Raw genomic sequence first — 17,022 nt, forward strand, 5'->3', positions numbered from 1 at the left:
AATGCCCCCACCATTTCCCCGCGTAGCCCTCTTCCCGGCGGACAAAAGGCTCCCCGGCCCGCATTGCGCTTGTCCCCCGTGAGCGCCTGCGGGCCGGGGCTTTTCTCATTCCTGCGACGGCGTGCCGGTGCGGGTTCCCCGCGACAGCGGCCCGGCGTCGGCTTCCGGTATCGGCTCGCCGGTGCCCGCGAGGTCGCGCAGCAGTCCGGCCAGCCGGTCCGTGAGCCGCTCGACGTCGGCGCGGTCGTGCACCGCCGCCGAGTACGACACCCCGACCGTAAGCCGCTCGCCCTGCACCCCGCACACGATGTCCAGCAGGTGGGCACGGGTGCCCGCGCCGCCCTGGGTGGCGGACGGGTCGTCCAGCAGGCGCGTGTAGAGCCCCGGCTCGAACCCGTCTGACCGGCCGACGTAGTTGAAGCTCACATCGGGCAGCGGACCGGTGAGCGGGGAGTCCTCGCGCAGGTGACGCAGGACGCCGTAGCCCAGGCCCTTGTGCGGGACCGCGCGCAGGCGGCGCTTGACCGCCGTCACCGCGGACCGCCAGTCCCCCTGCCCGGGCGCGTCCCAGGCGAAGGGGAAGACGGTGGTGAACCAGCCGACCGTACGGGACAGGTCGACGCCGTCGGCCACCTCCTCCTCACGGCCGTGGCCCTCCAGGGCCACCGCCACCCGGTCCTGGCCGGTCCATTCGGCCAGCGCCCGGCCGAGGGCGGCGAGCAGCACCTCGTTGGCGCGGGCCCGATGGCGCCCCGGCACCGTCTGGAGGAGTGCCGCCGTGGTCCGTTCGTCCAGCCGTACGGAGACGGTCTCCTCGGAGTCCGCGGTGTTGGCCGCGGAGCCGGATCCCGGCAGCCGCGGTACCCGCTCGGCCTCCTGCCAGTACGTGATCTCCTCGTCGAAGCGGCCGGCCTCCGCCAGGGCGGTGAGCGTGCCGGACCACTCCTGGAACGAGGTGGTGCGGGCGCCGAGTCCGGGGCGCTCGCCCGCCGCGGTCCGCTCGTACGCGCGGGCCAGGTCGGAGAGCAGCACGCCCCAGGAGACGACGTCGAGCACCAGGTGGTGAGCCACGAGGGCGAGCCGGACCGGCAGGTCCGGGCCCTGGTCGAGGACGAGCGCGCGCAGCAGCGGGCCGCTGCCGATGTCCAGGCCGGCGTGCGTCTCGGCGAGGATCCGCTCGATGGCCGCCTCTCGGGCCGCCGTGTCCTCCCCGGCCAGGTCGTGCCAGGTGAACCAGTCGCCGTCCTCCCGCGCGACGACGGTCTGCCGCCAGCAGCCGCCTTCGCGGGTGAAGCGGCTGCGCAGTCCGTCGTGGTGCTCGTACAGGGCCGCCACGGCCGCCCGGAGGGCGTCGCGGTCGGGCCGTTCGGCCAGTTCGGCGTAGACGGACATGGTGAACCGTCCGTACGCGTCCCGTTCCCCGTCCAGGAACCAGCGCTGGACCGGGCTCAGGGGCACCTCTCCGGTGACCCGGCCGGCGTCGGGGTCGTCCTCGGCGCCGTCCGCCCGAACGGCGAGCGCGGCCAGTCCGGCCACCGTGGGCGCGGTGAACAGGTCCCTCGTGGAGACCGTCAGCCCGGCCGCGCGGGCGCGGGCCACCACCTGGATGCTGAGGATGGAGTCGCCGCCGAGCTCGAAGAAGTTGTCCTCGACGCCGACTTCCTCAATGCCGAGTACCGCCTGCCACACCTCGGCGAGCGCGCGCTCGGTCGCGGTGCGCGGCGCCGTCCGGGTCTCGCCGGGTGTCGACAGGTCCGGGGCCGGCAGGGCCCGCCGGTCGAGCTTGCCGTTGGCGGTGAGCGGGATCGCCTCCAACGTCACCCAGGCCGCCGGGACCATGTAGTCCGGGAGCGAACGGGCGGTGTGCTCGCGCAGTTCCTCGGAGCCGGGGGCCGTGCCGGCGGGGGCGGTGCCGGAAGCGTCCGGGACGACGTAGGCCACCAGGCGCTTGACGCCGGGCTGGTCCTCGCGGACCTGGACGACGGCCTGGCGCACGCCCGGATGGGCGGCGAGGACGCTCTCGATCTCGCCGGGCTCGATGCGGAAGCCGCGGATCTTGACCTGGTCGTCGGCGCGGCCCACGAACTCCAGCTGTCCGCCGGGCAGTCGGCGGACCACGTCGCCGGTGCGGTACATCCGCTCCCCGGTGAACGGCGAGGGCACGAAACGGCTCGCGGTCAGCCCGGGGCGGCCCAGGTAGCCGCGGGCCACACCGGCGCCGGCAACGTAGAGCTCGCCGGGGACGCCCTCCGGCACCGGACGCAGCCAGGTGTCCAGGACATGGACCCGGGTGTCCAGGTTCGGGCGGCCGATGGGCGGTACGGTGCCCGGCACGAGGCGCTCGCTGATGGTCGCGGAGATGGTGATCTCGGTGGGTCCGTAGGCGTTGTGCATGGCCCGGCCCGGTGCCCAGCGGCCGACCAGCTCGGGCGGACATGCCTCGCCGCCCACCACCAGAGTGGTGAGGTCCGGGAGTTCCGCGCTGCCGACGCCGGCCAGCGCGGCCGGCGGGATCATGGCGTGGGTGACCCGCTGCCGGGTGAGCACCTCGGCCAGTTCCTCGCCCAGGACCCGTCCCGGGGCGGGCAGCACCAGGGCCGCGCCCACGGACCAGGCCATGAGGATCTCCATCACGGAGGCGTCGAAGTTGGCCGACGCCGCCTGGAGGACCCGGGAGTCAGGGGTGAGCCCGAAGCGGTCCGCCTGGGTGGCGGCGAAGGCTGCCAGGCCGCGGTGGGCGACGAGGACGCCCTTGGGGACGCCGGTCGACCCGGAGGTGTAGATCAGGTACGCGCCGGAGTCCGGGGAAACGGGTCCGCGCAGGTCCGTGCCGTGGCCGGGGTCGGACGCAGGGCGGGAAGCGTGGTCGGGCGTCGGCTCCTCACCGGTCGTCAGCACGCGCACCCCGGTGCCGTCGAGCAGCCGCGCGTGCTCCGCGTCGGTGAGCACGAGCCGGGCGCCCGAGTCGGCGAGCATGAACGCCCGCCGGTCGGCGGGGTAGTCGGGGTCGAGCGGGAGGTAGACGCCGCCCGCCTTCACCACGGCGAGCAGGGCGGCGAGCCAGTCGGCCCCGCGCGGCAGGCACACCCCGACGACGGTCTCGGCGCCGGCACCCTCGGCCCGCAGCCGCCGGGCCAGGGCCGTGGCGCGGTCGTCGATCTCCGCGTGGGTCCAGGTGGCGGTGTCGGTGACGACGGCCGGCGCGTCGGGCCGTTCGGCCCGGCGCCGCTCGAAGAGGGCGGGCAGCGACAGCGGTGCCACGTCGGAGCCGGTGGCGTTGCCGTCGTGGAGCAGCGCGCGCCGCTCGTCGGCGGAGAGCAGCTCCAGGTCGGACAGGACCCGGGCCGGGTCGTCGGCGAACGCCGTCAGGACGGTGAGCAGGTGGCCCGCCATGCGGCGGATGGTGGTCTCGTCGAACAGGTCGGTGTTGTAGACGAGATGGGCCTGGAGCTCGCCGCCGGCGCCACCGGCGCCGAAGTCGAAGGTGAGGTCGAACTGCGAGGTCCGCGTCGTGAGCGGGTGCTCCGACCAGCGCAGCGCGGTCGCGTCGGCGGCCTCCGGGGTGCCGGGGCCGTCGGCCTGGCTGTCGAAGCTGATGACCGCCTGGACGAGCGGGCTGCGGCTGGGGTCGCGTTCGGTGACGACGGCGTCGACGACGCGGTCGAAGGGCACCTCGGCGTGGGCGAAGGCGTCCAGGACCGTGCCGCGCACCGCGGCCAGCAGCCCGTGCACGTTCTCGCGCTCGTCGATCCGCGTGCGCAGCGCCAGGGTGTTGACGAAGAAGCCGACCAGGTCCTCCAGTTCGGCCCGGTCCCGGCCCGAGGTCACGGTGCCGAGGACCACGTCCTGCTGGCCGCTGTAACGGGACAGCAGCAGCTGCGCGGCCGCCGTCAGCCCCATGAACAGCGTGGCGCCCTGCGCCTGACAGACCTCCGTGAACCGCGCCACCAGCTCCGCCGGGACCACCGTCCGGTAGCTCGCACCCCGCGTGGTGCGCTCGGCCGGACGCGGCCGGTCCGTGGGCAGCTCCAGCACCGGGGCGTCCGCGAGCTGAGCCCGCCAGTACTCCAGACCGTCCTCCAGCGCCTGCGCCGTCAGCGTCTCCCGCTGCCACACCGCGTAATCCGCGTACTGGACGGGAAGTTCCGCCGGCGCACGGCCCGCGTACAGCTCACCCAGCTCACGCTGCACCACGCCGAGGGACCAGCCGTCGGTGACGATGTGGTGCATCGACAGGACGAGCACGTGCTCGTCCTCGCCGACGCGGATCAGGGTGGGACGCAGCAGGGGCCCGGTGCGCAGGTCGAAGGGCTCGGCGAACAGGGACCGGATCAGGGTCTCCGCGTCCTCCGCCGGGGAGTCCGGGGAGTCCGACGAGACCGGCCCGGCTTCGCGCACCGGCAGCGGCACGGCGACGGCCGGACGGACGATCTGGACGCCCTGTCCGTCGACGGTGTCGAAGGTCGTGCGCAGCGACTCGTGGCGGGCCACCAGGGCGTCCAGCGCCCCGCGCAGCGCCCCGAGGTCCAGCGGTCCGGACAGGCGCAGCGCCATCCCGGAGTTGTACTCGGTGCTCTCCGGGTCGAGTTCGGCCGCGAACCACATACGGGCCTGGGCGTACGACAGGGGCAGCGCCGCGTCGCGGGCGGCCGGGGTGATCCGGTCGCCCGGTTCGGCGGAGGCGGCCACCAGGGCGGCGAGCCCGGCGACGGTCGGCGCGTTGAACAGGTCGCGGACGCTGACGTCGTACCCCGCCGCCCGCAGCCGGGAGACGGCCCGGGTGCTGAGGATCGAATCGCCGCCGAGGTCGAAGAAGTCGTCGTGGGCGCCGACGCGTTCCAGTCCGAGCACGTCGGCCCACGCGGCGGCGACGGCCTCCTCGGCCGGTGTGCGCGGCGCGGTGTAGGCGGTCGCGAGGGCCGCCGGGTCCGGGGCGGGCAGGGACTTGCGGTCGACCTTGCCGCTCTGGTTGAGCGGGAAGGCGTCCAGCAGCAGCCAGGCCGCCGGGACCATGTAGTCCGGGAGCGCGTCGGCGGCGTAGGCGCGCAGTTCGGCCGGGTCGGCCGCGGCTCCGTCGCGCACGATGTAGGCCACCAGGCGCTTGACGCCGGGCCGGTCCTCGCGGGCCACCACGACGGCCTGGGCGACGGCGGGGTGGCGGGACAGCACGGTCTCGATCTCGCCGAGCTCGATGCGGAAGCCGCGTACCTTGACCTGGTCGTCGCGGCGGCCGAGGAACTCGACGGTGCCCTCGCGGGTCCAGCGGACCAGGTCACCCGAGCGGTACATGCGGCCGCCGGTGAACGGGCAGGCCACGAAGCGGCCCGCGGTCAGGCCCGGCTTGCCGAGGTAGCCGCGGGCCAGGCCCGCGCCCTCGATGTACAGCTCGCCGACGACCCCGGCGGGGACGGGGCGCAGCCGCGCGTCCAGGACGAAGGCGCGCGCGTTGCCGACCGGGCGCCCGATCAGGGGGCGTTCGCTGCCCTGGACGGTCCAGGTCAGGGAGTCGCAGGTGCATTCGGTGGGCCCGTAGAAGTTGTACGCGGTGACCTCGGGGTGGGCCCGCAGGATGTCCCAGATGCGGCCGTCGACGGCCTCGCCGCCGAACACGATCACGCTCGGCACGTGGACCTCGTCGGTCAGCATGCCGTCGGCGATGAGCTCCCGCAGGTACGTGGGTGCCTCGTCGATGACGTCGACCCGCGCGTCGCGCAGGTAGCTGCGGAAGGCGCGCAGGTCGATGTGGGTGTCGTGGTCGACGGCGTGCAGCTGGTGCCCGCCGACCAGCCAGAGGAGGGCGACGCAGGAGGCGTCGAAGGAGATCGACGCGGTCTGGGCCATCCGCATCTGGCGGCCCCGGGAGGCGGGTTCGAACATGCGGCGGCGGTGGTGGGCGAAGAGGTTGCGGAACGCGCCGTGCCGGATGAGCGTGCCCTTGGGCAGGCCGGTGGAGCCGGAGGTGTAGATGACGTAGGCCAGGTGGTCGGCGGTGACCTGCGGTACGGCCGGGGCCTCCGGGTCGCCGTCGGCGCCGCGCTCCAGGGTGAGCAACGTGCCGTCGTAGTCGGCGAACCGGTCGGCCAGGTGCTCCTGGACCAGGACGGTCGCCGCGCCGGAGTCGCCGAGCATGTGCCGCACGCGGTCCGCCGGGTAGGCGGGGTCGATGGGCAGGCAGGCCGCGCCGGCCCGGAGGATGCCGAGCAGGGCGACGACGACGTCCGTGCCGCGTTCGGCGCAGATGCCGACGACGGTGTCGGGGCCCGCGCCCCGCTCGCGCAGACGGTGGGCGAGCCGGCCCGCGGCCCGGTCGAGTTCGGCGAAGGTCGTCCGCTCCGCGCCGTGGACCAGGGCGACCGCGTCGGGGGTCCGGGCGGCCTGGACCGCGAAGAGCTCCGGCAGCAGCGGCTCCGGGACGTCCTGGGCGGTGTCGTTCCAGCCGTGGACGAGGGTGTGCTCCTCCTCGGCGGTGAGCATGCGGACGTCCGCGAGCCGCTTGTCCGGGCCCGCCATCCCGGCGAGCACGGTCGTCAGGTGGGCGCCCAGGCGCCGGACGGTGGCCTCGTCGAACAGCGAGGTGTTGTAGTTGATCGCGGCGGCCAGCCCGTCCTCGCGGGCGGCGAAGTCCACGGCGAGCTCGAACTGCGCGGTGTCGACGTCGAAGGGCTGGTCCCGCCAGGTCAGTCCGGCCCCGGAGACGGGCGCGGGCGTGGTCTCCATGCTGACCAGGGCCTGGACGAGGGGGCTGCGGCTGGGGTCGCGCTCGGTGACCACGGCATCGACGACCCGGTCGAAGGGGATCTCGTCGTGGGCGAAGGCGTCCAGCACGGTCTCACGCACGCCGGCCAGCAGGCCGGAGACGCTGTCCTGCTCGTCGACACGCGTGCGCAGGGCGACGGTGTTGACGAAGAAGCCGATCAGGCCCTCCAGTTCGGCCCGGTCGCGGCCGGAGGTGACGGTGCCGACGACCACGTCCTGCTGGCCGCTGTAGCGGGACAGGACCAGCTGCACGGCGGCGACGAGCCCCATGAACAGGGTCACTCCGCGGGCCCGGCACATCTCGGTGAAGCGGTCCACGACGTCGGCCGGGATGTCGACCTCGGCGAGGGCGCCGTCCCAGGTGCGGCGGGCCGGCCGGGGCCGGTCGGTGGGCAGTTCCAGCACCGGTGCGCCGGCCAGCCGCGCACGCCAGTGCTCCAGGCCCGCGGCGAGCGCCTCGGGGGTGAGCCGGTCGCGCTGCCAGACGGCGTAGTCGGCGTACTGGAGGGCGAGCGGGGGCAGTTCGGCGCCCTGGTAGAGCCGGCCGAGCTCGCGGACGACGACGCCCATCGACCAGCCGTCGGTGATCAGGTGGTGCATCGCGAGGACCAGGACGTGCTCCTCCGCGCCGACCCGGAGGAGGGTGGCGCGCAGCAGCGGCCCGGTGCGCAGGTCGAAGACGCCGCCGAGCGCGGCACGGATCCGCGCGGAGACGTCGGCGGGCGCGCAGTCCTCGACCGGCAGGTGGACGGGAGTGGCCGGGCGGACGAGCTGGACAGCCTCGCCGTCGGTCTCGGCGAAGGTCGTGCGGAGCGGCTCGTGCCGGGCGACGAGGGCGTCCAGGGCCCGGCGCAGTGCCGGGAGGTCCAGCGGGCCGGTGAGCCGCAGGGCGCCGCCGGAGTTGTACTCGGTGCTCTCCGGGTCGAGTTCGGCCGCGAACCACAGCCGGCGCTGGGCGTACGACAGGGGCAGCGGGCCGCCGTCGCGGCGGGCCGGGACGAGCGGGGCGGCGGCCTCCGGCGCGCCGACCGCGCCGTGGACGGGCCGGTCCGCCTGGAGCCGCGCGGCCAGGCCGGCGACGGTGGGGTGGTCGAACAGGGTGCGGACGGCGGCCGGGTAGCCGGCCCGGCGCAGCCGTGAGACGACCTGGATGCTGAGCAGCGAGTCGCCGCCGAGCGCGAAGAAGTCGTCGGCCGTGCCGATCCGTCCGGCGCCGAGGACCTCCGCGAAGGCGGCCGCCACGGCCCGCTCGGCGTCGGTCTCGGGGGCGATGTACTCCCGGACGAGGGTGGACAGGTCGGGGGCGGGCAGGGCCTTGCGGTCGACCTTGCCGTTGGCGTTGAGCGGGAAGGCGTCGAGGACCACGCAGACCGCCGGGACCATGTACTCGGGCAGCGAGCGGCCGGCGTACTCGCGCAGTTCGGCCGGGGTCACGCCCTCGGCCATGGCGTAGCCGACGAGGCGCCGGGTGCCGGGCTGGTCCTCGCGGACCACGGCGACGGCCTGGGACACGGCGGGGTGCCGGGTCAGCGCGGCCTCCACCTCACCGGGCTCGATGCGGTGGCCGCGCACCTTGACCTGGTGGTCGGTGCGGCCGAGGAACTCCAGCTGGCCGTCGCCGCGGCGGCGTACGAGGTCGCCGGTGCGGTACATGCGGCCGCCGGTGAACGGGCAGGCCACGAAGGCGCCCGCGGTCAGGCCGGGGCGGCCCGCGTAGCCGCGGGCGACGCCGGACCCGGCGAGGTAGAGCTCGCCCGCGGTGCCGTCGGGCACCGGGCGCAGCCAGCCGTCCAGGACGAACGCGCGGGCGCCGTCGACGGGCCGGCCGATCGGCGGCGTGGCGGTGCCCGGGGCGAGCGGGTCGCTGAGGGTGGCCGCGACGGTGGTCTCGGTCGGCCCGTAGGCGTTGACGAGGATCCGGCCGGGGGCCCAACGGGCGGGGATCTCGGCAGGCATCGCCTCGCCGCCGGAGACCAGGGACCGCAGGTGCGGCAGCGGCACGTCGGGCAGGGTGGAGAGAGCGGCGAGCGGGAGCATCGCGTGGGTGATGCGCTGCTCGTCCAGGAGCTGGGCGAGGGGCTCGCCGACACTCTGGCCGGGCCCGGCGAGGACGAGGGCCGCACCCGCGGTCCACGCGTTGACCAGGTCGCCCATGGCGACGTCGAAGCCCGGCGAGACGCTCTGCAGGACGCGCGCGTCGCCGTCGAGCTGCAGGGCGCGGGTGTGGGCGGTGCCCAGGTTCCGCAGGCCGCGGTGGGGGACGGTGACGCCCTTGGGGCGTCCGGTGGAGCCGGAGGTGTAGATCAGGTAGGCGGCCGCGTCGGCGTGGTCGGGGCGGGCCGGGGGGTGGGGGGCGGTTCCGGCGCCGAGTGCCGTGACGTCCACCGGGTTCAGCTCGGGGGCGGTGCCGGAGTCGCCGAGGACCAGCCGGGCGCCGGCGTCGGCGGCCATGAAGGCGAGCCGGTCGGCGGGGTGGGCCGGGTCGAGCGGCAGGCAGGCGGCACCGGTCTTGGCGACCGCGAGCAGCGCCACCAGCCAGTCCACGCCGCGCGGCAGGCTGATGCCGACCACGGTCTCGGGGCCGGCGCCGGTGGCGGCGAGGCGGTGGGCCAGTCCATTGGCGCGCGCGTCCAGTTCGCCGTACGACAGCTCGGTGCCGTCGCAGACGACGGCGGGCGCGCCGGGGCGGCGGGCGGCCTGAGCCTCGAAGAGGGACGGCAGGGTCACCGCCTCCCCGTCCGGGCCCGTCTCCGCGGTGGTCTCCGGGGCGGCGAACCTGTCCCGTTCCGCCGGGGTGAGCAGCGGGATCCGGGCCAGGACGGGCTCGTCGAGCAGGCCGCGGAGCAGGGCGGCGAGCCGGTCGGCGAGGCGCCCGGCGGCGGTGTCCCCGAACACCCGGGGGTCGTAGGAGAGCCGCAGGGAGACGCCCGGGTCGGTGCCGCCGACGAGCTGGCGGCCGGTGAAGGCCGTCAGCGAGAGCGGGTAGTCGCCGCCCTGGACGACCGCGTCCGCCTCGGTGACGGTCAGGCCGTGGCGCGCGGCGAGGTCGTCGGCCACCGGGTAGTTCTCGAAGACCAGGACGCTCTCGAAGAGGCGGGTCCCGGCGGGGAGGCCGGCGAGCGCCGTGAGTTCGGGCAGCGACAGGTACTCGTGGGCGCGGGACTCCCACTGCTCGGCCTGGAGCCGCTGGAGCCACTCCACCACCGACGCGGCCGGGTCGAGGACCGTGCGCACGGGAACGGTGTTGATGAACAGGCCGATGACGGAGTCGGCGTCGGCGAGGTCCGCCGGGCGACCGGAGGTGGTGGCGCCGAAGACGATGTCGTTCCGGCCGGAGTGCGCGGACAGCAGCAGCGCCCAGGCGCCCTGGACGACAGCGTTGACGGTCAGCCGGTGACGCCGCGCGAACGCGCCGACCTCCGTGGACAGCGTCCCCGGCAGCGCGACGTCGAGGTGCCGCGTGCCCTCGGCGGACGCGTCGGCGTCGGGCGCGGCGGGCAGGGTGAGGGCGGTGTCGTAGCCGGCCAGGACGGCGCGCCAGTGGGCGCGGTCGGCCTCGGTGTCGCGGGCGGCCAGCCAGGCCAGGTAGTCCCGGTAGGGGGCACGGACCTGCGGGGTGCCGCCGGCGTAGCGGGCGAAGACGTCGTCCAGCAGCTGCGGCGTGCTCCAGCCGTCCAGGAGGAGGTGGTGGAAGGTCCACACGAGCTGGACGCGGGCGTCGCCGAGCGTGGCGAGGGACAGCCGCGTCAGCGGGGCACTGTCGAGCCGGATGCCGTGGAAGTCGCTGTGCTTGCGCTCGGCGAGGCGGGCGGCGCGGGCGTCGGCGTCGAGGGAGGTCCAGTCCTCGGTGTGGACGGGGATCACGACGCGCTCGTGGACCAGGGCGGCCGGTTCGTCGGCCTGGTCCCACACGACGGACACCCGCAGCGCGTCGGAGGCGTTGACGGCCTCCTGCCAGGCGGCGGCGAGGCGGTCGACGTCGGCCACGCCTTCGAGCACGAAGGACATCTGCTCGACGTAGGCCGTGCCGGAGGAGTCCTCCAGGGAATGGAAGAGCAGTCCGTGCTGCATGGGCGACAGCGGGTGGACGTCGGCGATGTGCTCGCCGGTGCCGACGACACGGTCGACGGTGGCCTGGTCCCAGGAGACGAGCGGGAAGTCGGACGGGGTCCGGCCGCCCGTGCCCTCGGCCAGGCAGTACGCCACCGCCGCGCGCAGCGCGTCACGGTAGCGCCCGGCGAACTCCCGGGCCTGGCCGGACCCGGCCGCCGGGTGGTAGAGGTCAATGCGCAGCCGCCCGTCCTCGACCCGGCTGACGACGTCCCACACGTGCGGGCGGCGTTCGGCGGGGGCGTGGTCGCCGCTGACGGGCAGCATCCCGGCGAACACGTCCGGGTCGCCCTCGGCACCGTAACGGCCGAGGTAGTTGAAGCTGACCTGCGCGGGGTCGGCGAGTTCGGCACCGTGCAGATACCGCAGCGCACCGAAACCGATACCCCGGTCCGGCACGGCCCGCAGCATCTCCTTCGTCGCACGGATCTGCTCACGCCAGTCCGCACTCGCACCGAGCGCCACCGGGTAGATCGACGTGAACCAGCCGACCGTACGCGACACATCCGCACCGATCACGGCCTCCTCACGGCCGTGACCCTCCAGGTCCACGACCACGCGGTCACGGCCGGACCACTCCCCCAACGCCCTGCCGAGCGCGGCGAGAAGGACGTCGTTGACCTGGGTACGGAAGACGGCCGGCACCTGCTGGAGCAGCGCCTCGGTCTCCTCCGCGGTCAGGGAGACGGTCTCGATCGCCGTGTCGGCGACGGTGGAGGTGCCATCGTCGAAGAGCGGGCCTGTGCCCTCCACAACCTCGCTCCAGTACGGCACTTGGTCGGAGAAGTCGTGCGCGGCCAACTTCGCGGTCCACGCCGGGAAGGACAGCGTCGTCCCGTCCAGGACCACTTCTTCACCCGCGGCCATCTGGCGATAGGCAACAGCGATGTCCTCCAGCAGAATCCGCCACGAGACACCGTCCACCACCATGTGATGCACAGCGATCAGCAGCTCGTCCTCGGAAAGCACCACCCGCACCAACGGGCCACCCTCCAGCCGGAAACCCTCCTGCACCACACCGCCGACATCCGCCGCACGCTCCACCACGACCGTGCCCGACTCACCGGCGCACTGCCGCCAGCCCTCAGCCGTCTCCTCGAACCGCACCCACAGGCCCTCGTGATGCGACAACACCACCGACACAGCCCGAGACAGCACGTCCCGGTCCACACCCCCGGCGATCTCCACCCGCATCGACATACCGAAGTGATCCGGCGCCACCGGATGCGTCCGAACAAACCACTCCTGAACCGGAGACAACACCACCGGACCCGTCACCACCGGCCCCGCCTCCACCGCACCAGCCGCACGCGCCGCAGCAGCCACACCCGCCACCGTCTGCCGCACCAGCACATCCTGCGGCGACACCACAAGACCCGCACGCCGCAACCGCGACACGACCTGAATACTCAGAATCGAATCACCGCCCAGCTCAAAGAAGTTGTCCCGCACTCCCACCCGCTCGACACCCAGGACATCGCCCCAGACCTCGGCGACGATCCGCTCGGCCCGGGTCCGGGGGACGACGTGGTCCTTGGCCGTGGCCGTGTTCAGGTCCGGCTCGGGCAGCGCTCGCCGGTCGACCTTGCCGTTCGCGGTCAGCGGGAACGTGCCCACCACCACGAACGCCGCGGGAACCATGTAGTCCGGCAGCGACTTCGCCACGAACTCCCGCAGACCGACGTGCTCGACCTGGTCGCCGACCACATAGCCGACCAGCCGCTTCACACCCGGCCGCACCTCACGCACCGTCACCACGGCCTGCACCACGTCCGGATGCGCCGCCAGCGCCGCCTCGATCTCACCGATCTCGATACGGAAACCCCGCACCTTCACCTGATGGTCGGCACGGCCCACGAACTCCAACTGCCCGTCCGGCAGCCACCGCACCACATCGCCCGTGCGATACATGCGTTCACCCGGACCTCCGAACGGCGAGGCGACGAAGCGCTCCGCCGTCAGGCCGGGCCGGCCGGCATAGCCGCGTGCCACGCCGTCGCCCGTGACGTAGAGCTCGCCGGGCACCCCGGCCGGGACCGGGCGCAGCCAGTCGTCCAGGACGTACGCGCCGGTGCGGCCGAGTGGCGCGCCGATCGGCACGGATGCGCCCACGGTCGTGGCCTCGACGGGGTGGACGGCGGCGAAGACGGTGGTCTCGGTGGGGCCGTAGCCGTTGAGCAGCCGGACCTGCGGCAGCCGTTCGAGCACGGTGCGGCAGTGGTGCGGTGCGAGCGCGTCACCGCCCGCCATCAGCAGCCGGAGTCCGGCGAGCACGGTCACGTCGGTGTCGACGACCTCGTGGAAGAGGCCGGCGGTCAGCCAGGCGACGGTCACGCCCTGGCCGTGCAGCAGCGCGCCGAGTTCTTCGACGCTCAGTACCCGGGCGGTGGAGACCGCGAGGGCGGCGCCGTTGGCGAGGGCGCTCCAGATCTCCAGCGCGCTCGCGTCGAAGGACAGCGTCGCGAGCTGGCCGACCACGTCGGCCGCCGTGGTGCCCAGGCGCGGGTCGCGGACCACCCGCAGGACGCCGGCGTGCGGCAGCACGATGCCCTTGGGGCGGCCGGTGGAGCCGGAGGTGTAGAAGACGTACGCGCCGTTCTGCGGGGTCAGTGCCACCTGTGGCGCGCCCTGCACGTGCGCGAAGCGAGCGGCGGCGAACGCGTCGAGGTCTGCCAGGAGCGTCACGGGGACGTCGGTGCCGGGGATGGCGTCGGCGGTCGCGGCGTCCGCCAGCAGCAGTTCGACGCCGGCGTCGCGCACCATGTACGCGAGGCGCTCGGCCGGGTAGTTCGTGTCGAGCGGTACGAAGACACCGCCCGCCTTGAGCACGGCCAGCAGTGCCACGATCGGCTCGGTGCCGCGCGGCAGGCACACGCCCACCCGGGTCTCGGGTCGGACGCCCTGCGCGCGCAGGGCGTGCGCGAGCCGGTCCGTGCGGGCGTCCAGTTCACCGTAGGTGGTGTGCTCGTCGCCGCGGATCAGTGCGACGGCTTCGGGCGCGCGGGCGGCCTGCGCGGCGAACACGTCGGTGAGCACGGCCGCGGCCGGGGTGTCGGCGCCCCGTGCCCAGTCCTCCAGCACCAGGGCCCGTTCGGGCCCGGCGAGCCGGGGGATGCGGGACAGCGGCAGCTCCGGAGCACCGGCGAGGGCGGCGATGACCTCTTCCAGGTGACCGGCCATGCGGTGGATGGTGGCGGCGTCGAACAGGTCGGTGTTGTAGTTCAGGGAGAGCCGCATGCCGTCGGCCCGCTCCCAGAACTCCAGCGTCAGCTCGAACTGCGCGTCCTGGCGCGGCAGATCGGCGGCCTCGACGCGCAGGCCGCGCACGTCGTCCGCCTGCCAGGGGCGTGTCTGGAGCACCATCATGGCCTGGACGAGCGGGGTACGGCTCGGGTCGCGTTCGGTGACGACGGCGTCCACGACGCGGTCGAAGGGCACCTCGGCGTGGGCGAAGGCGTCCAGAACCGTCTCCCGCACGGCCGCGAGGAGTTCGGTGCCGGTCGCGGACTCGTCGACGCGGGTCCGCAGGGCCAGGGTGTTGACGAAGAAGCCGAGCACGTCCTCGAGTTCGGGGCGGTCGCGGCCGATGGTGGCGGTGCCGAGGACGACGTCCCGCTGGCCGGTGGCGCGGGCCAGCGTCAGCTGGACGGCCGCGGTCAGCCCCATGAAGAGGGTGGCGCCCCGGGCGCGGCAGACCTCGGCCAGGCGGTCGAAGAGCTCCGCGGGCAGGTCCACGTCGTGGGTGCTGCCCGCGCGGGTGCGGACGGCGGGGCGCGGGCGGTCGGCGGGCAGGTCGAGCACCGGCGCGCCGGCCAGCTGGGTGCGCCAGTACGCCAGGTTCTCGTCCAGCGCCTCGGAGGTGAGAGTCTCGCGCTGCCAGACCGCGTAGTCGGCGTACTGGACGGGGAGTTCGGGCAGGGGCTCACCGGCGTAGAGCGCGGCGAGCTCGCGGGCCAGCACGTTCACGGACCAGCCGTCGGTGACGATGTGGTGCATCGACAGGACGAGCAGGTGCTCGTCCGGGGCGGTGCGCAGCAGGGTGGGACGCAGCAGCGGCCCGGTCCGCAGGTCGAAGGGCGTCTCCAGCTCGGTCCGCAGGACGGCCGCCGCCTCCTCGGCGGTGGCTTCGCGGAACGGCAGGGTGACGGGGGCGGCCGGGCGGATGATCTGGACGCCCTGGCCGTCGACGGTGTCGAAGGTCGTACGCAGCGACTCGTGCCGGACGACGAGGGCCCCCAGCGCGGCCTCCAGAGCGGGCACGTCCAGCGGGCCCTGGATACGGACAGCGCCACCGGTGTTGTGCTCCGTGCCGTCCGGGTCGACCTCGGCGGCGAACCACATACGGGCCTGCGCGAACGAGAGCGGGAGCGCTCCGCCACGGGTGGCGGCGGGGACGGGCGCCGGTCCCGCCGGTGCGGAGTCCTGGCAGAGGGCGGCGAGGGTTTCGGCGGTGGGATGGTCGAACAGCTCCCGGACCGGGATCTCCAGCCCCGCACGCCGCAGACGCGACACCGCCTGCACCGCACGGATGGAATCACCACCCATCCGGAAGAAGTCATCGTGAACACCGACCTGCTCCACACCCAGCACTTCGGCGAAAACCGCGACAACGGCCTGCTCCGCCGGGGTGCGCGGCGCGACGTACTCCGCGTCGCTCAGCCGCGACAGATCCGGCTCCGGCAGCGCCCGCCGGTCCACCTTCCCGTTCGCCGTCAACGGCAGCACGTCCACGATCACGCACACGGACGGGACCATGTACGCGGGCAGGGAGTTGGCGAGGAATTCACGCAGGGCCGCGTCGTCGGCCGTCGGGCCCGCCACGGCGTACGCGACGAGCCGCTTGGTGCCGCGCGCGTCCGTGCGGACCACGGCGACGGCCCGCGAGACGTCCGGGTGCGCGGCCAGCGCCTCCTCGACCTCACCCAACTCGACACGAAAACCACGGACCTTCACCTGGTCGTCGGCACGCCCGACGAACTCCAGCACACCCTCCGACGCCCACCGCACCACATCACCCGTGCGGTACATCCGCTCACCGGAACCATCCGGCGCCGCCACAAAACGCCCCGCCGTCAACCCCGCACGACCGCCATACCCATGCGCCAGACCGACACCCGACACATACAACTCACCCTCGACACCGGCCCCCACCGGCTTCAACCGACCGTCCAGCACCCACAGGCGCGTGTCCGGAGCCGGACCGCCCAACAACACCGGACCGTCGATCACCTGCGAGGACGCGCTGATGGAGACCTCGGTCGGCCCGTAGACGTTGACGAGCCGGACCTCCGGGACCTCGTCCAGCACCTTCCGGCAGTGCCGCGGCGACAGCGCGTCACCACCCGACATCACCACCCGCACACCGTCGAAGACATGGACGTCCGCGTCCACGACCTCGTGGAACAAGCCCGCGGTCAGCCACAGCACGCTCACACCATGAGCACGCACGAAAGCACCCAGCTCGTCCACCGACAGCATCCGCTCCACGGACACCGCCAGAGCCGCGCCGTTCAGCAGCGCGTTCCAGATCTCCAGCGCGCCCGCGTCGAACGACAGCGTGCTCAGCTGCGAGACGACATCGGCGGACGTGACGGAGAAATTCGGGTCCCGCACCACACGCAGGAAGCCTTCGTGCGGAAGGACAACTCCCTTGGGGCGGCCGGTGGAACCGGAGGTGTAGAAGACATAGGCGGGGCTCTGCGGAAACACGGGGACCGCCGGAGCGGTGGCCGGGCGGTCGAGGGCATCGGCCGTCGCGACGAGGGCGGGTGCGCCCGCCCGGCGCATCAGCGGCTCGGTCGTGGGGTCGGTCAGCACGGCGGAGACGCCCGCGTCCTGGAGCATGAACTCCAGGCGCTCACGCGGGTAGTCGGGGTCGAGCGGCACGGCGGCGGCGCCCGCCTTGAGCACGCCGAGCAGGGCGACCACCGGTTCCGTGCCGCGCGGCAGGCACACGCCCACCCGGTCGCCGGCACCGATGCCCCGGTCCAGCAGGGCATGCGCGAGCCGGTTGGCCCGGGCGTCCAACTCCGCGTACGTCACCCGCTCGCCGCCGCACACCATGGCAAGCGCCTCAGGCGCCCGCGCCACCCACTCCGCGAAGATCTCGGTAATCACCGCGCCACCGAAACCGGGCACCCGGACCACTCCCCCACG

Annotated in this window: 1 protein-coding gene; it reads right to left on the reverse strand. The window is 74.0% G+C overall.

The window, feature by feature from the left end; translation table 11 throughout:
- Positions 1 to 105 precede the first annotated feature (105 nt).
- Complete coding sequence (locus tag ACRAS8_RS08805; protein WP_438485388.1) at positions 106 to 16,983, reverse strand: non-ribosomal peptide synthase/polyketide synthase; 16,878 nt, start codon at positions 16,981 to 16,983, stop codon at positions 106 to 108.
- Positions 16,984 to 17,022 lie beyond the last annotated feature (39 nt).

The organism is Streptomyces sp. S186 (assembly GCF_051603415.1).
In the GTDB taxonomy this organism is placed as follows: Bacteria; Actinomycetota; Actinomycetes; order Streptomycetales; family Streptomycetaceae; genus Streptomyces.